We start from the raw sequence: 18,024 nt of genomic DNA, 5'->3' as shown, positions 1-18,024 counted from the left end.
CCTACTCAGGTTCCTGACATACCATCGACAACCGTGCCCGACGCTCTGACAACTTCCGTCTCCGACGCCGAATCCACTTCGTTGCCTGCTCGCCAGGACCGGCGGAGTGAGTACCGGACCGCCCGTCTGATCGCCATCGTCACCGGCCTCATTGGGTTCGTGCTGGCAGTGGCCACCCCGTTCATGCCGGTGCAGCAGACCACCGCAGCGGTGAACTGGCCGGAGAACGGCGTCGTCGGCGACCTCGAGGCACCGCTGATGTCGCAGGTCCCGGTCGACCTGTCGGCGGCGATCCCGTGTTCGGCGGTGGCCGGGCTGCCCCCGCAGGGCGGAATCCTGCTGGCCACGGCCCCCGCGCAGGGCGAGGGTGCGGCACTGAACGCGATGTTCGTGCGGGTGTCGGACAAGTCCGTGGACGTGCTCGACCGCAACGTCACCATCGCGACGGCGCCGCGCGAACAGGTGCAGTCGGGCGCCTGCACCGAGATCCGCATCACGTCGAACATCGACGCGACGTCCGCCGAGTTCGTGGGTCTGACCACTCCGACCGGTGACCCGATCGCCGGTTCCCTCACCGGCGACCTCCGCCCGCAGGTGGTGGGCGTGTTCAGCGACCTCCGTGACGGGGCGGCGCCGGCGGGCCTGTCGTTCACGATGAACGTGGACTCCCGATTCTCGTCGAGCCCCACACTCATCAAGCTCGTCGCCATGATCGTGGCCCTCCTCGCCACGGCCATTGCCCTGGTCGCCCTCGGCCGCCTCGACGGCACGGACGGGCGCGGGCACCGCAATTTCCTGCCGTCGCACTGGTGGAAATTCACCGGACTCGACACGATCGTCGTGGGCACGCTGGTGCTGTGGCACTTCATCGGCGCCAACACGTCCGACGACGGCTACCTGCTCACCATGGCCCGGGTCTCCGACCACGCCGGCTACATGGCCAACTACTTCCGCTGGTTCGGTGTCCCCGAGGCGCCGTTCGGCTGGTACTACGACGTCCTCGCCGCGATGGCCAAGATCTCGACGGCCAGCCCGTTCATGCGACTGCCCGCCCTCATCGCCGGCATCCTCTGCTGGATGGTGATCAGCCGGGAGGTCGCTCCCCGCCTCGGCCGGTCCGTCCGGCGCAACAAGGTCGCCCTGTGGACCGGCGGACTCGTCTTCCTCGCGTTCTGGCTGCCCTACAACAACGGCCTGCGGCCCGAGCCCATCGTGGCGCTCGGCGCCCTGCTCACGTGGTGCTCCATCGAGCGTTCCATCGCGACCGGACGTCTCCTCCCCGCGGCTGTTGCCGTGCTGATCGGCGCGTTCACGCTCGCGGCCGCCCCGACGGGACTGATGTGTGTGGCCGCCCTGCTCGCAGGCGCCCGTCCGCTCGTCCGGATCGTCGTCAAACGCCACCGCCAGGTGGGGACGCTGCCACTACTGGCTCCGATCGCGGCCGCGGGCACGATCGTCCTGGTCGTGGTGTTCGCCGACCAGACCGTCGCCGCGGTGATGGAGGCCACCCGGGTCCGCACCCTGATCGGCCCGAACCTCGAGTGGTACAAGGACTTCCTGCGCTACTACTACCTCTTCGTCCCGACCGTCGACGGTTCGGTGGCTCGCCGCTTCGCGTTCCTGACGATGATCCTGTGCCTGCTGACGACGCTGTTCATCCTGTTGCGCCGCAAGCGGATCCCCGGCGCCGCCACCGGCCCCTCGTGGCGTCTGCTCGGTGTCGTATTCGGCACGATCTTCTTCATGATGTTCAACCCCACCAAGTGGACCCACCACTTCGGGGCGTACGCGGGCATCGCCGGTTCCCTGGCCGCACTCACCGCCGTCGCGGTGTCGGCGTCCGCGCTGCGGTCGCGCCGCAACCGCACGATCTTCCTCGCCGGCCTGCTCCTCATGCTGGCCCTGACGTTCGCGGGCATCAACGGCTACTGGTACGTCTCGAGCTACGGTGTGCCGTGGTTCGACAAGACCGTCTCCATCGGCGGCCGCCAGTCCAACACGTTCTTCCTCGTCCTGTTCGGGCTGGCCGTCGCACTGGCCGCCTGGCAGTACCTGCGTGAGGGATTCGCCGCGCCACCCGCCCGCGCCAACACCGAGAAGGGCAGGCGGATCAGGAAATTCGCGGCCGCCCCGCTCACCGTCATCGCCGGCATCATGGTGCTGTTCGAAGTCCTCTCGCTCCTCAAGGGCGCCGTCTCCCAGTACCCGGCGTACTCCCTGGCACGGTCGAACTTCGACTCCCTCACCGGGCAGACGTGCGGACTCGCCGAGGACGTCCTCGTCGAAGGCGACACCAACGGCGGCAACCTCACACCCCTCAACGATCCCGCGCAGCCGCTGGCGAACCCCGCCGACCCGCTCGGCGGCGCCAACCCCGTCGGCTTCTCCCCCAACGGGGTGCCGTCCGACCTGACCGCCGACTACGTCGAGGTCAAGCAGGGCATGGGCAACACCGACAACCAGAGCGTCGGGCCCAGCTTCGAGACCGGATCGAGCGCGGGAACCAGCGGCGGCACCGGCAACGTCGGCGTCAACGGCAGCACCGCCAAGCTGCCGTTCGGCCTCGACCCCGCCACCACACCCGTCATGGGCAGCTACCAGGAAGGCGTGCAGGAACCGGCCACGCTGTCGTCCAGCTGGTACGCACTCCCCGAGCGCAGCGACGACGCCCCGCTGATCGTCATGTCCGCCGCGGGCCGCATCTGGTCGGTCGACTCGACCGGCGCCCTCACCTACGGTCAGTCACTGCTCCTCGAATACGGCAAGCGTCAGCCCGACGGCACCGTGCAGGCCCAGGGCACCTACCTGCCCAAGGACATCGGGCCCGCACCGTCGTGGCGCAACCTGCGCGTCCCGATCAGCGAACTGTCCCCCGACGCCGACTCCGTGCGGATCGTCGCCAACGACCCCAACCTCACCGGCGACCAGTGGCTGGCCTTCACCCCGCCGCGGGTTCCGAAGCTCGAGACCCTCAACTCGACGATCGGCAGCTCGCAGCCGGTGCTGCTGGACTGGGCCGTCGGGCTCCAGTTCCCGTGCCAGCGTCCGTTCGACCACCAGTACGGTGTCGCGGAGATGCCGAACTACCGCATCCTCCCCGACCGTCCGCTGGCCGTCAGCTCCACCGACACCTGGCAGTCCCCGGAGAACGGTGGCCCCCTCGGCTTCACCGAACTACTCGCCAGCGCCACCGCCATCCCCACCTACATGCGGGACGACTGGGGCCGCGACTGGGGCTCCCTCGAGCGCTTCGACCGGTACTACCCGGACGCCACCGCGGCCACGGTCGACACCGAGACCGCCACCCGATCCGGACTGTGGAAGCCGGGCACCCTGCGGGTGTACAGCAGCCCGTAGACCTGCCTATTCGCTTCTGCTCTGCTTGCGTCGCCCGATGTCACACGCGTTCACTCTGACTGAACGAATGTCACATCGGGCGCCGCGCTGGGCGGGCCGACACGGCGAAACGGCTCCGCCGCCCGCGGAGTTGTCCACAACCTTCCGTCCATCCACAGGGAAATTTCCGACGTGGGCTTTCCGGCGACGGTCCGATTCGCCCGCGGCATGCTCTGACCCATGCGACGAGGAACCTGGGCCGAAGATCCCTCTGCGATAGCCGCCGTCAGCCGCGACGGTGTGGTCCGCGCGGCCACCCTGGAACGGCTGGGTGTCGCGAAGGGCACCATCTCCGCACGCTGCGCCGACGGCGGTCCGTGGCAGCGGATCCTCCCCGGCGTCGTCCTGCTGCACAACGGGCCGCCGACGATGCTGCAGCGCAATCTGGCGGCGCTCGAATACGGCGGTCCGGACGCGTTGCTGTCCGGTCACGCCGCGCTCGCCGCGTTCGGCTACACCTCGTCGGCGTCCCGGAACGACGTGCTGCTGCTCATCCCGTCCACCCGGCACCGCCGGGACTGGGCGTACGTGAAGGTCGAGCGGACGTGGCGCATGCCCGCACCGGTCCACCGGGGACTCCTGCGGCTCGCTCCCCCGGCGCGCAGCCTCCTGGACGCCGGTCGTCGCACGCTTCAGGCCGACAGCTGTCGGGCGCTCCTCGCCGGCGGGATCCAGCGCGGCGACGTGACTGTCGACGAACTCGTTCGTGAACTCGAGCACGGCAGCGACCGCGGAAGCCGCCTGCCCCGCGCGGTCTTGCGTGAACTGAGCGACGATGCGCATTCCGTCGCCGAGGTGCACGCGCAGAAGGTGTATGCGACGAGCGGTCTTCCGCCGATGTTGCACAACGTGGACGTCCTGTCCGCCGCCGGGCTGTGGATCGCCCGTCCCGACGGCTGGCTGGACGACGTCGCCGTCGCCTGGGAGATCGACTCGCTGAAGTACCACTTCTCGCCGGAACTCCACGAGGCGACGATGAGGCGGCGGGCGCGTATGCAGCGCGAGGGCATCATCGTCGTGACGCACCTGCCGAAGCAGATTCAGGCCGACCCGGCGACGGTGCTCGCCGACCTCCACGCGGCGCACACGCGGGCGGCGTCGCGCCCCCGGCCGCCGGTGTTCGTCCACACCGAACCGAAGCTGCGGTCGGCATGAGTCACTGCCGCGATGGCGACCTACAGAGGCATCAGATCGTGCTTGCGCGGGTTGCGCTGCACCTTCTTGTCGCGCAGCATCGTCAGCGCCTTGCGGATCTCGAGCCGAGTGGTGGCGGGCTCGATGACGGCGTCGATGTAGCCACGCTCCGCCGCGATGTACGGCGTCGCGATGTTCTCGTTGTAGAAGTTGATCAGCTGCCTGCGAACCGCGGGAGCGTTCTCACCCGCGGCCTCGATCTGCCTACGCCCGATGAGGTCGACAGCACCCTCCGCACCCATCACCGCGATGCGGGCGGTCGGCCACGCGAAGTTGATGTCGGCGCCCAGCTGCTTCGAGCCCATGACGGCGTACGCGCCGCCGTACGCCTTGCGGATCACGACGGTCACCTTCGGGACCGTCGCCGTCACGAACGCGAAGATGAACCGGCCACCACGCTTGATGACGCCGATCCGCTCCTGCTCGAGGCCGGGAAGGAACCCGGGCGTGTCGACCGCGAACACCAGCGGGATGTCGAAGGCGTCGCAGATACGGATGAAATGTGCGGCCTTGTCCGAGGCCTGGGCGTCCAGCGCGCCCGCCGCGACCAGCGGCTGGTTCGCGATCACCCCGACCGTACGTCCGTCCACGCGGGCGAAGCCGGTGATGATGTTCAGCGCCACCTGCCCGCCGATCTCGTGGAACTCGCCGTCGTCGAAGATCCGCAGCAGGATGTCGTGCATGTCGTAGCCGGCGTTGTCGGCGTCCGGGATGAACGTGTCGAGGTCGCGGTCGGAGTCCGTGATCTCCGGTTCGAGACCCGGGTTGACCACCGGCGGCTTCTCCATGCAACTCGACGGCAGGAAGCTGAGGTACTTGCGCACCCACTCGAACGCGGCCTTCTCGTCGGCCGCCACATGGTGCAGGTTGCCGTACTGCGCCTGGTTCCGGGCGCCACCGAGTTCTTCGAGGCTGACGTCCTCACCGGTGATCTTCCGGACCACGTCGGGCCCGGTGACGAACATGTACGACTCCTCGGTGGCCACCAGGACGTCGGTGTTGATCGGCGCGTAGACCGCGCCGCCCGCGCACTTGCCGAGGATCATCGAGATCTGCGGGCACATCCCCGACAGCGGTTCCTGCCGACGGCCGAGCTCCGCGTACCAGGCCAGCGACGTCACCGCGTCCTGCACCCGGGCACCGCCCGAGTCGTTGATGCCGACGCAGGGGCAGCCGATCTTGGCGGCGAACTCCATGATCGCGGCGACCTTGCGGCCGAACATCTCGCCGACGGAACCGCCGAACACGGTCTGATCGTGCGAGAACACCGCGACCGGTCGTCCCTCGACGGTCCCGTGGCCCGTGACGACACCGTCGCTGTACAGGGCACCCGGATCACCGGGCTGGCGCATCAGGCCGCCGACCTCGATGAAACTTCCCGGGTCGAGCAGCATGTCGATGCGTTCGCGCGCGCTCGGAATACCCTTCTTCGCGCGCTTGGCGATAGCCTGTTCGCCCGCGGGTTCCTTCGCCGTTTCGAGCTTTTCGCGCAGTTCGGCAAGCTTCTCTGCGGTCGTGGTGGTCACTGATGCGCTCCGGTTCCGGCGGCCTGGATCGCCGCCAGCTTCTTGGTGAGGTCGGCACCGACCTTCGCGATGTACGGCTCGTCGACGATCTGGATGTGATCGCCGCCCACGTGGATGATCTCCAGGTTCTTCACCGCGTCGCCCCAGCCGCCGTCCGGCTTCCGGGTCTTGAACGCGGGCTCCAGGTTCATCACGTCGTCGTGGTAGCGGTCGGCCGTGTACAGGACGACGTCGCCGTCGTACTCCTCGAGCTCGGCGGTCTGGATGGCCCGGTTGTCGAGCCACGACGTGCGCTGATGCTCGATGATTCCACCGGGAATCTTCGTACCACTCAGCTTGAGCAGTTCCGTCAGGATCTTGATCTGCTCTTCGTCGCTCTCCGCCGCAGCGAGCTTGTCGTACGGCAGCGGGTAGTCCACGTTGTACGTCTTCTTCGCGAACGCGGCGTACCGCTGCCAGCGTTTACGGATCTCGTCGGGGGTGTCCTCGACCTTCTCCCCGGCCATCACCGTGTCGATCAGGCCGACGATCCGGACGTCCGCACCCGACTCGCGCAGCAGCTTCGCCACCGCGTAGGCCAGCACACCGCCCAGCGACCAGCCGTACAGCACATACGGTCCGTCACCCTGGATCTCACGGATCAGCGGCAGGTACTCCGCCGCGCGGACCTCGATCGGACCCTCGGTGCGCTCGAACCCGTACATCGGCGTGCCCTCGGGCAGACGCTTCAGCAGCGGCTCGTACGCGACCGTCGAACCACCGGCCGGGTGGAACACGAACACGGGGACGGCATCCGATCCTTCCGGGCGGGCCCGCAGCGCACGGACCAGTCCGTCGATCTTGCCGGAATCCTCGAGGAATCCGCGCACCACATTGGCGAGTTCCTCGATGGTGGTGGAGTCGAGAACGTCGTCGAACGTGATCTCACCGTTCGCGCGTTCCGACAACCGAGCCGCCAGCTTCTCCGCCGTCTCGTCGTTCAGGATCGGCAGCGTGTTGAAGATGCCCTTCGCGGACTCGCCGGTGACGACGGCCCACGTGGCGAACGTCAGACGCTCGGCGGCGTCGCGGGGCGGAACGTCGGAACCGGTCGCGTCGGCGAACGCTTCCTTGCTGTCCACGGCGGCCGCCTCGGGAGTAGCAGCCGTCTCCGGCACCGGCGTCGCGGCGAGGATCGCCTCGGCCTCGGCCTCCACGGACGTGTTTTCCGCGTCGAGCGGAGACGCGGCGCCCTCGGATTCACGAGCGGCCTCCGAGTCACGGTCGGCCTCCGCGGCCTCCGCGGCCTCCTCCGCTTCCTTCTCGGCCTTCTGCTTGTCCGCCAGCGCCTGCACCTCTTCGCGGTTCTCGACCGCGTAACGCAGGTACTTGCCGACCTCCATCAGATTCGCGTCCCGGACCGCCTGCAACTGCAGCTGCGGGATGTCGAACTCGTACTCGACGCGGTTCTTGATGCGGACGGCCATCAGCGAGTCGAGGCCCAGCTCGATGAGCGGGATCTCGGCGGGCAGGTCTTCCGGGGCGTAGCCCATGGACTCGGCGACGATCAGCGCGAGACGGTCTTCGAGGGTCTGCGAACCGTTCGGGTCCCACTTCTCGCCGATGTCCTCGACGACCTCGGGCAGCTCCTCCACCGGGGAGGTCGACTGCACCGGCGGCGCGACGACCGGCTCGGGCAACGCCGCACCGGACGTGACGGCGGCATCGAACAGCAGCGTGAAACTCGGGCCGCTCTTCGCGTGCACCTGCAGCGACGCGCCACCCGGATGCGGGTTGAGCGTGGTGGTGAGCGTGCCCTCCGCGGGAGCGTGAGCGTGCAGGACGGACGCGGCGAGCGTCACGTCCGACAGCACCTGCGACGCGGCGGCGGTGACCAGTGCGGGCAGGTCGGTGACCGCGCCGGCCTGGACCTCCCACACGTGGCGGCCGTCGGGCAGCGACACGTGCGCACCGGGGACACGGGTGTTGCCGCTGGAGTCGATGCGGGTCTCCACCCAGTACGGCTTGCGGATCCACGCGGTACGCGGAACGGACGCGAAGTCGCCCTCGGGGAGCAGCGACGACAGGTCGACGGCGTGCCCGTGCACGTATAGCTGCGCGAGCGCGGCGAGGACACCGAGCGGCTCGTCCTCCTTGCGCTTGAGCGTCTGGATGAGCTGCATGTCGTGCAGGCCGGCATCGAACGCGGTGGCGGCCACCGACATCAGGGCCACCGGGTTGGGCGCCAGCTCCACGAACGTGGTGTGCCCGTTGCCCACGGCGAGGCGCACGGCGTTGGTGAAGTACACACTGTGGCGCAGACCCTTGGTCCAGTACTCCTCGCGGTGGATCGGCTCGTGGCCGGCGCGGTAGTACGTGTCCTGGTCGACCGAGGAGTACACGCCCAGCTTCAGCTTGGTCGGCTCGATCCCCGCCAGTTCCGCGGCCAGCTCGCCCAGCAGCGGATCCACCTGGGAGGTGTGGCTGGCGCCCTTCGTCTTGAGGACGCGGGCCATTTTCTCCTCGCCCTCGGCGCGCGCGACGATCGCGTTGACCTCGGGCTCGGGGCCACCGATCACGGTGTGCGTCGGGGCCGCGTACACGCAGACCTCGAGGTGCGGGAAGTCGGTGAGGACGGTCTCGATCTCGGACGCACTGTACTCGACGAGCGCCATCAGACGGATGTCGTCGCCCTCGAGCGTGGCCTCGGCCTCGCCCATGAGGCGGGACCGGGCGCAGATCACCCGCACCGCGTCCTCGAGAGGCAGACCACCCGAGATGTACGCGGCGGCAGCCTCGCCCATCGAGTGCCCGACCACGGCCTCGGGCTCGGCGCCGTGGTGACGCAGCAGGGCCGCCAGACCGATCTGGATGGTGAAGATACCGACCTGGGAGGTCTCGACGTCGTAGTCGATCGCGTCGTCGAGGAACTTCTCCTTCATGGAGTAGCCGGCCTCGTCCTCGATCAGCGCGTCAACCTCGTCGATGGCGGCGGCGAAGACCGGGTTCTCCAGGTAGAGCTGCTTGGCCATCTTGCGGTGCTGCGAACCGAAGCCCGACAGGACCCAGACGGCGCCCTTCGACGACGGCGAATCCGCCGAGAACACACCCTGCCCGGGCTTCCCTGCGGCGATGGCGCGCAGCCCGGTGACGGCCTCGGAGCGGGTCTTCGCCAGGACGACGGCGCGCGAGCGGCCGTGGTTGCGGCGGGCGAGAGCACGCGCGACATCGGCGAGCGGAGTGGTGCTGCCCTCTTCGGTCTCCAGCCAGTCGGCCAGATCCGCGGCGGCCCGGCGGCGACGCGACGGCAACGCACCGGACACCGCGAGCACGATCGTCGGCTCGACGGCCTCGGACACCGATTCCTCGGTGAGAACAGCGGGCTCGGTGACCTCGGCCGCGTCGTCCGCGGCAGGTCCGGTGTACTCACGCACGACGACGTGCGCGTTGGTGCCACCGAAACCGAACCCGGACACACCGGCGACGGCCGTGCCCGTGTAGCGCGGCCACGCCGCACCCTCGGGAATGACCTGCAGGTGCGCCTTGTCGAACGCGATGTACGGGTTGGGTCCGGCGAAGTTCAGCGTCGGCGGAAGTGTGTCCTCCCGCATCGACAGCACGACCTTGATCAGGCCCGCCGCACCTGCGGCGGCCTCGAGGTGACCGAAGTTGGTCTTGGCCGAGCCGAGCAGCGCGGGCTTGTCGTCGGCGCGGCCACGACCGACGACGCGTCCGAGCGCATCTGCCTCGATGGGGTCGCCGAGGATGGTGCCGGTGCCGTGCGCCTCGATGTAGTCGACGCCGGCCGGGTTGATGCCCGCGTCCCGGTACGCGTGCCGCAGGACGTCGGCCTGCGCGTCGGGGTTCGGGGCCGCGAGACCGTTGGAGCGGCCGTCCTGGTTGACCGCGCTACCGGCGATGACGGCGAGGATCTCGTCGCCGTCACGCTCGGCGTCCTCGAGACGCTTGAGGACGACGAGGCCGCCACCCTCGGCGCGGATCATGCCGTCGGCGTCGGAGGAGAACGCCTTGATGCGGCCGTTGGGGGCCATCACACCCAGCTGGTCGAAGCCCAGCGTGGCGGGCGGCGCGACGAGCATGTTGACGCCACCGGCGAGCGCGAGATCCGACTCACCGGACCGCAGCGAGCGCACCGCCTGGTGCACCGCGACGAGCGACGACGAGCACGCCGTGTCGAGGGCGATGGACGGTCCGCGGAAGTCGTAGAAGTAGGAAACCCGGTTGGCGACGATGGACGTCGACGTACCGGTCAGCGCATACGGGTGCGCGTGGACGGGGTCGCTGACCGCGAGCAACTGGTAGTCGTTGGCCGAGCTGCCGATGAACACACCGACCTGCTCACCCTTGAGGTCGCTGGCCGGGATGCGGGCGTGCTCGAGGGCCTCCCACGTCAGTTCCATCGCGAGGCGCTGCTGCGGGTCGACGTTCGCGACCTCCAGCGGGGACATCGCGAAGAACTCCGCGTCGAAGGTCTTCACGTCGTCGAGGTAGCCGCCCTGCGTGTTGGCCTTCTCGACGGCCGCCTTGATCTGCGGGTCGGAGGTGAACTCCTCCCATCGACCCTCGGGCAGGTCGGAGATGCCGTCGCGGCCCTCCGCGAGCATCTGCCACATCTCGGCGGGAGTCTTACCCGCGCCGGGGAAGCGGGAGGCCAGACCCACGATCGCGATGTCGTGCGCGTCCGACGTCGGCACCGACGCGTAGTACGCGGCGTCGGCGGAGTCGTCGGGCTGCTCGGGTTCGCCCTCGATGATGCGGGTGGCCAGCGACGCGATGGTGGGGTGCTGGTAGGCGACCGTCGCGGTGAGCGTGACGCCGACCAGTTCCTCGATCTCGCCGCTGAGCGCGACCGCGTCGCGAGACGAAAGACCGAACTCTTCCATCGGACGGTCGTCGGTGATCTGACCGACCGGTTGCCCGGTTGCGTCGGCAATCCAGTTGCGCAGCCACTCGCGCAGCTGCGCGACCGTCATGTCACCTGTGCTGCTGGTCCGGTCATCATCTTTTTCAGCCATCAACTCACCAAGCTACCCGTCAGGAAGTGGACTATTCGGAAACGCTATCGGGGAAGGCCGTCTGCGTGTATCCGCCGCGCAGGGTGCCTTCGATGTAGCTCGCCTTGCACGCGCGGCGGGCGATCTTGCCGCTCGACGTACGAGGAATCGAGCCCGCGGGCACCAGCAGGATGTCGCGCGCGGTGACCCCGTGCCTGCTCGACAACGCCGCCCGCACCGTGTCGGCGATCGGCTGGGGGTCGGCCTTGCCCGCACCCGGTGCGCGCTCGGCCACGATCACGAGCTGCTCGGACGAGTCGCCCGCGTCGTAGTTCAGACCCGAGTGTGTGTTCTCGAACACGACGGCGGGCAGCTGGTTGGCCGGGACCGCGAACGCGGCGACGAAGCCGGGGCGGAGCGCGGTGCTCGCCTCCTGCGCCGAGTACTCGAGGTCCTGCGGGTAATGGTTGCGGCCGTCGACGATCACGAGGTCCTTGACGCGGCCCGTGATGAACAGCTCGCCGTCGATGTAGACGCCGTAGTCGCCGGTCCGCATCCAGTTGGCGTCCTCGGGGGTGCCCTCCGCGTGGCTGCCCTCGGCGAGCCGGTTGGTGAGCTTGTTGTGGAACGTCTCGGCGGTCTCGTCGGTGCGACCCCAGTAGCCGATGCCGATGTTCTCGCCGTGCAGCCAGATCTCTCCGACCCGGTCGTCGGGCTGCTCGATGCGCGACTCCGGGTCGACGATGGCGGCCCACTGGCTGCGCGCGACGTACCCGCAGGACACCTGTGGGATGGCGTTCTCGGCGTCCTGGTCCACCTTCACGACGCGACCTGCGTTGAGCTCGTCGCGATCGACGTAGATGACGCGGGCCTCGTCCGAGTGCCGGGTGGAGGACACGAACAGGGTGGCCTCGGCCATGCCGTACGAGGGCTTGATCGCCGTCTTCGGCAGGCCGTACGGCGCGAATGCCTCGTTGAACTTGCGCATCGACGACGTGGTGACCGGCTCGCTGCCGTTGATGAGACCGATCACGTTGCTCAGATCGAGGCTCTCACCGTTCTTCGGCAGACCGCGGGCGGCCGCGTGCTCGAACGCGAAGTTCGGTGCGGCCGCGAACGTGCCCGCACCGTCGGACACCGCTGCCAGTTCCTTGATCCACCGGTACGGCCGCTGCACGAACGCGCGCGGGCTCATGATGGTGATGTACTTGCCGCCCAGGGCGGGCAGGATGACGGTCAGCAGACCCATGTCGTGGAACAGCGGCAGCCACGTGACGCCACGCGAGTTCTCGTTGAGCTCGATGGAGTCGACCATCTGCAGCGCGTTCGTGCCGACGGCGCGGTGCGTGATCTCCACACCGGCGGGCACACGGGTGGAACCGGACGTGTACTGCAGGTACGCGATGTCGTCGAGATCGATCTCGGGGCGCACCCAGGACTCGCCGACGCTGTCGGGGATGGCGTCGACGGCGATGATGCGGGGGCGTTCGGCGGCGGGGAGGGAACGGAAGAACTGTCGAACACCCGCGGCGGAGGAGGTGGCCGTGAGGATGGCGGCAGGCTTGCAGTCACCGAGGACGGCGTGCAGACGGTCGGTGTGGCCGGGTTCGTCGGGGTCGAACAGCGGCACCGAGATCGTTCCGGCGTGGATGGCGGCGAAGAAGGAGATGACGTAGTCGAGACCCTGCGGCGCCAGGACGGCGACACGGTCGCCGGGCTTGGTGACCTGCTGGAGGCGCGCAGCGACGGCGCGCAGGCGGTGGCCGAACTGTTCCCAGGTCAGCTCTTGCGCTTCGCCGTCTCTGTCCCGCGAATAGTCGATGTAGCGGTATGCCAGCTCGTCCGAGTTCTCCCGGGTGTGCCGCTGGACGTAGTCGACCAGCGTGCTTCCCGAGTCGAGCCTGATATGGCCCTTCTCGTCGATAAAATCATCGAACTTCGCGTTCATTCCATCTCCTCCGAAGCGATCACACAGGCATGCCACCGGCATGACTGCGCCCCAGACTTCCTTCGCCGAATCGGATCTTGTACAACTCGTGGGGAATGACGTAACTCGCCACTCACCCGAATAAGTTCATCGATTCCAAACCATCGATATGTTACAGATTGGCATCGCCGCCCTCGGTACGCTGCGTCTACTCGCCCTTCAGTTGCGAGATGATCGGCGCGAACGCATCCATCTGTGTGGGGAACACACCGACGTAAGACATTGTCGTCTTTTCTCGCACCATGCGTATCTGATCGGCGATCTCCTCGAAGCTTCCGATCGCGAGATACGGCGAGCTCAGGATGTCTTCGACGGACAGCTTCGTGTCGACCTCGATGTTGGGCGGGAAGCCCTGATCGAGTGCGGCGAGCGCCATCTCGGCGGTCTGCTCACGGTCGTCGGTGATGACGATGCTGGTGATCGTCCAGTTCAGTTCGATGTCGTCGAACCGGTCACCGGCAGCTTCCCGGATACGGTCGACGCGCTCCATCGTCTTCTCGAGCGTGACACCCGAGAGCAGGAGCTTGCCTTCCTTGCTGGTGGGCGTCGCCACGGAGATGATGTCGGCGTACTTGGCCGCGAGCGCCAGCATCTTGGGGCCGCCGCCGCCGACGGCAATCGGGGGACGCGGGCCCTGCCGCGGTCGCGGGCTGCCTGTCAGGCCCTTGATCTGGTAGTACTTGCCGTCGAAGTTGCACTCCTGGCCGCGCAGCAGCACGTCGAGGATCTGCAGGGTCTCCTCGAGCTTGGCGATCCGGATGCCCGGGCGCTCGTAGTCGATGCCGCCCTTGTCGAACTCTTCCTTCATCCAGCCGGCGCCGATGCCGAGTTCGAGGCGGCCCCCCGACAGCACGTCGATGGTGGCGGCGTCCTTGGCGAGGATCGCCGGGTGCCGGAAGCCGTTGGCCAGGACGGCGGTGCCGAGCCGGATCTTGTCCGTGGCGATCGCGAGTGCGCCGAGAGCGGCGATCGGTCCCACCTGGTTACCCAGGTGGTCGGGGATCATGAAGCTGTCGAACCCGAGTTCCTCGGCCTTCTGCGCAAGCTTGACGAACCGACGCGCGCCGCCCTCGTCCGCGTTGCCCTCTCCGCCTGCCGCGAATCGGAACTTACGCAACGAGCTGGCGTCGGAACTCATGAATAGCTTCTCCTGTGGTGAAACGCCCGCGTTTCAGGACGTGAACATCGGTGGGGTCGGGCACCGGTGATGCCGCAACAGTGCAGCACTCTACCGGTGCCGAGAAACGCACACTACCGGCCAGTACGCGTCTCGCCTATCTGTTTGGGACGTTTCACGGCTCACCGACCACGGTGAACCCACCCGCCACAAAATCAACTGTGTGCCGGGGTCGGGGCGGCGTCTATCTTCTCGGCAGCCCAACCGGCGATCCACTGCGTGGCCGTCGTGCCGGAGTCGTCGACGACGTACGAGTTGTACATCGCGTGGACGGGGTTGTTGTTGTACTCGAGTAGACGTAGTCCGCTTCCGATCCAGTTGCTCGGTTTCAACGCCTGCGCCGGGGCGTCGCAGATTCCGTCCGTCGGGGCGCAGATCTCGACCGCCCGGTCCGTGAGATCACCGAATCCGCCGGGGCGCGGGCCGGTCATCGTGATTCCGGGGATCTGCAGACCGGCCAACGACAGTTCGGCTCCGACGCCGGTGACGGGCTGGCCGACATTCGTGGCGGCGGCCGGGTCGCGGCGACCGTCGGCGATGAGCCCGACACCCAGCACGAGATCGGCCGGAACAGGACCGTCACCTGCACCGATGCTCGACGCGACGTCGCCGGCGATGACCGCGCCCTGGGAGAAGCCGGTGAGCAGGAAGCTGGTCAGCGGGCACTCGGCGTGACGACGGATCAGGATGTCGTTGGTGGCGGCCGTGCCCGCGCCGCGGCTGTTGTTGTACGACTGCTGCCCGTCCGGCGGGAAGGCGATCGGGTTGGAGAACTGGGCGACGTACGGAACCGTGTACACGTCGGCGCGCGACGGCTCGAACTGCTCCTGCAGCGGCCGCGACACGTTGAGCATCAGCGAAGCCGGGTTGGCCGACGGGTTGTACGGGTCGTCCGTCGGGCTGGACTCCCACGTGCCCGGGACGACCACCACCTGGACGTCGGGGCAGCTGGCCGGCTGGGCGTTGGGACGCTCGGGACCGGGCGGGGTCGGGATCGGCTTGGGCAGTCGCCCTGCGAGGAGATACCAGAGCGCGATCACTGCGACGAGAATCACCAGCAGGATCACGATCAGCACCACCAGCTTGCGCAGGAGGCTGCTCTTCTTCTTCCGCGTTCCGCGCCCGGTCAACGACATCGACGTCTACTTGCAGTAGGTCGCGTGGGCGACATCCATGTAGGTCTGGGCGTTGGCCGTCGCCTGCTCCTGGGTCAGTTCCTGACCCGCAGCCGACGCCTCGGTGCCGACCATCGCTGTGACGAACACCATCGCTTCGGCGTCGCTCTTGCCTTCGGCCTTGGCCTGGCAGATGAAGTCGGCGGTGCTCACGGCCATGGTGCCGTCGGCGGCCGGCTCGATGCCCTTGGCCTTCAGCGCGTCGAGGAACTTCTGGCCTTCGGCGCTGACCGGGACCTCGCTGGGGCCGGGGAAGTCGCCCGGAACTTCCTCGGGCTGCTCCGGCGGCGCCGTCGCCGCCTCACCCGGGCTCGTCACCGGCGCGGAGGCCGGGGCCGAGGCGCTCGCGCTGGGCGCGGCAGACGCCGAGCTCTCGGCGGAGCTGGACGCCGCAGCGGTCGTCGTGGCGCTGGTGGACGGGTTCGACGTCGCCGTGGAATCGTCGCTGCCGCACCCGACCAACAATCCGCTCGCTGCGACGGCGAGCGCGCCTACGGCGATCGTCCGTCGGAAGGTGGTGCTGATACGTGAGTGCTGCGGCATCTATTTCCGTCCTTGCTTTCCAAGTCGTTGTCTCTCGACAGGGTACAGACGCAGATCGGGCGGAACCCTGGTCCGCCGGACCCGGCCCCGCCCGCTGCGAGTGAGATTTCTACTGCGATCCGGCCATCAGTGAATCTCGGCCTTGTTGTCGATCACTGTGACGTAACCGGTCTGGAAGTTCTGCTGGACGCCGCCGGGGATGGCGAACTTGTCGCTGATCGGGAAGCCGAGCCGGCCGCCCTCGTAGCCGGCGCTCTTCCAGGCGTCGAAGATCGGTCCGTTCTCGACGGCCCACGCACCCGACAGCGGGCTCCAGTAGATGTTGCCGCCCTCGAACTGGTTGAACCGGCCGCCGTCCTTGACGGCGATCTCACTGGTCTTCGGGAAGCCGAGCCACCCGCCCTCGTAACCGAGTTCGGCATACTTGCCCATGATCATTCCCTGCACGCGGTGGGTGCCGTTCGCGGGACTGAAGTACATGGCGCCGATCTCGAAGCCCTGCACCGCGCCGTCCTTGCCGGGCGTCGGAACTTCCTCGGCCACCGGGTATCCGAGCGGTCCGCCCTCCCAGCCCTGACGTGCCCACTCGTCGCGGATCGCGCCGCGGACGGCGTGCGCCCCGGTCTGCGGCGACCAGTAGACGGACCCGTGCTCGAAGTGGTTGAAGCGGCCGCGACCGTCGGGGGTGGCCAATTCGGGCGTCGTCGGGTAGCCGAGCGGCCCACCCGGACCACCGGTCGCCTGGTAGACGCCGCCGATGGCGCCGGCCACCGGCTGCGCGCCGGTGTCGGACTTGGCGAAGATCCGGCCGTTGCGGAAGTCCTGCACCGTTCCGCCCGCGAGGCTGTACTCGGGGGTCAGGCAGTCGCCGATCCACGGGTTCGCGCCGGCGACCCCGGCGATGGAACCGCCTGTGGCGCACACCGGCTTGTCTGGTTCGACGTCGACGGCGCCGGCGAGCTGCGGCCACAGCTGGTGGAGCTCGAACTGCCAGTACGGCCACGAGTGTGTGCCGGACGGCCGGTAGTTGACCTGGGCGGGGATGCCCAGCTTGTTGAGCTTGGTCGCGAACGTCTGCGACGTGAGCCGCGACAGGATCTCGAGGCCCATACCCGCGTAATTGGTGCTGACGCCCGGAATTCCGGACGGCTGGTCGTACGGGCCGGTGGTTCCGCTACCGCTGGAGATGTACAGGCTGACGCCCTTGAGCTTGTCGGCCAGCAGGTAGGGGTCGTGCTCCTCCCACGCCGAACTGGTCGGGGGTCCCCACATCGCGTCCGCGTCGAATCCGCCTGCGTCGCTCATCGCGTACGCGACGGCCTGCGGCATCCCGAGCGCGGTGGTGGTGAGCATGCCCGACAGCGACGCGGCGAACGTGAAGAAACCCTGGTTGCGGGCCGCGAGGAACATCGCGGACGTGCCGCCCATCGAGAGTCCGATGACGCCGCGTGTCTGCGTGGTGCGCCAGTCGCTTTCGAGGATCGGGGGCAGTTCCTTCGTGAGGAATGTCTCCCACTGATAGTTCTGACCGTTGTCCTGGGCCACCCAGTCGGAGTAGAAGCTGGACTGGCCGCCGACCGGGAGGACGACGTTGATGTTCTTGTCGGCGAAGAACGACTCGGCGTCGGTCTCGAGCGTCCAGCCGTTCTCGTTGTCCTGCGCGCGGAGACCGTCGAGCATGTAGACGGACGGAAACTTCTCCGTGGGCTTCGAGTTCCAGTCGCGCGCAAGCAGCATCTGCACCTGGATCGGCACGCCCATCGACGGAGAGTTGATCCAGATCGCCACGCGACGGTCGGTGAGCCAGTCGACGTGATGGATCGTCGCGCCGCCCGGAGCCTGCGTGGCCACCGGAGCCTGCGCGGCGACCGGCGCAGCCGAGACGGTGGCGGTCTGGGTGAACCCGACCGCCACCGGCACCACGAGCACAGCGGCAAGCGAGGCCAGCGTCCGCCTTCGAACATTTCCGGCCGACGAACGCTGACGTTCTGCCTTGAACAGGCCTACTCGCATGACGTTCACTCTCTCTCTG

Annotated in this window: 9 protein-coding genes; 2 read left to right on the top strand and 7 right to left on the bottom strand. The window is 68.1% G+C overall.

Annotation, left to right across the window (positions count from 1 at the left end; all coding sequences use genetic code 11):
* The first annotated feature begins 33 nt into the window (after window positions 1-33).
* Window positions 34-3,357 (top strand): arabinosyltransferase domain-containing protein, encoded by a 3,324-nt coding sequence (locus tag QM806_RS10610; protein ID WP_283291327.1) that lies wholly within the window; start codon window positions 34-36, stop codon window positions 3,355-3,357.
* Between the two features lie 219 nt (window positions 3,358-3,576).
* Window positions 3,577-4,551 carry a hypothetical protein gene (locus QM806_RS10605; protein ID WP_120659917.1) on the top strand — a complete coding sequence of 325 codons (975 nt, stop codon included), beginning with the start codon at window positions 3,577-3,579 and terminating at the stop codon, window positions 4,549-4,551.
* Window positions 4,552-4,571: 20 nt separating this feature from the next.
* On the opposite strand, the gene QM806_RS10600 is transcribed toward QM806_RS10605, so the two are convergent.
* The 7 genes from QM806_RS10600 to QM806_RS10570 all read right to left on the bottom strand — a co-directional run bounded on the left by QM806_RS10600 (window position 4,572) and on the right by QM806_RS10570 (window position 18,005).
* The gene (locus QM806_RS10600; protein WP_005565873.1) at window positions 4,572-6,116 is read right to left on the bottom strand and encodes an acyl-CoA carboxylase subunit beta; all 1,545 of its coding nucleotides are present in this window, start codon (window positions 6,114-6,116) and stop codon (window positions 4,572-4,574) included.
* Window positions 6,113-11,089, bottom strand: coding sequence for a polyketide synthase Pks13 (gene pks13, locus QM806_RS10595; RefSeq protein WP_283291477.1), 4,977 nt, complete (start codon window positions 11,087-11,089; stop codon window positions 6,113-6,115). Before pks13 ends, QM806_RS10600 begins: the two co-directional genes overlap by 4 nt.
* Window positions 11,090-11,162: 73 nt before the next feature.
* Entirely contained in the window at window positions 11,163-13,058 is a 1,896-nt protein-coding gene (fadD32, locus tag QM806_RS10590) for a long-chain-fatty-acid--AMP ligase FadD32 (RefSeq protein ID WP_005260435.1), read from the bottom strand.
* A 187-nt stretch (window positions 13,059-13,245) separates the two neighbouring features.
* Complete coding sequence (locus QM806_RS10585) at window positions 13,246-14,235, bottom strand: LLM class F420-dependent oxidoreductase (protein ID WP_283291323.1); 990 nt, start codon at window positions 14,233-14,235, stop codon at window positions 13,246-13,248.
* A gap of 194 nt (window positions 14,236-14,429) precedes the next feature.
* The gene (locus QM806_RS10580; protein ID WP_005565878.1) at window positions 14,430-15,410 is read right to left on the bottom strand and encodes a cutinase family protein; all 981 of its coding nucleotides are present in this window, start codon (window positions 15,408-15,410) and stop codon (window positions 14,430-14,432) included.
* Window positions 15,411-15,416: 6 nt separating this feature from the next.
* Window positions 15,417-15,992, bottom strand: a complete 576-nt coding sequence (locus QM806_RS10575; protein ID WP_064080280.1) for a DUF732 domain-containing protein — start codon at window positions 15,990-15,992, stop codon at window positions 15,417-15,419.
* Window positions 15,993-16,118: 126 nt separating this feature from the next.
* Entirely contained in the window at window positions 16,119-18,005 is a 1,887-nt protein-coding gene (locus QM806_RS10570; RefSeq protein WP_283291322.1) for an alpha/beta hydrolase-fold protein, read from the bottom strand.
* Window positions 18,006-18,024: the final 19 nt, after the last annotated feature.

It is taken from the genome of Rhodococcus sp. IEGM 1351 (genome assembly GCF_030056875.1).
Classification (GTDB): domain Bacteria; phylum Actinomycetota; class Actinomycetes; order Mycobacteriales; family Mycobacteriaceae; genus Rhodococcus_F; species Rhodococcus_F opacus.
This window is presented reverse-complemented; position numbering and strand designations above follow the sequence as displayed.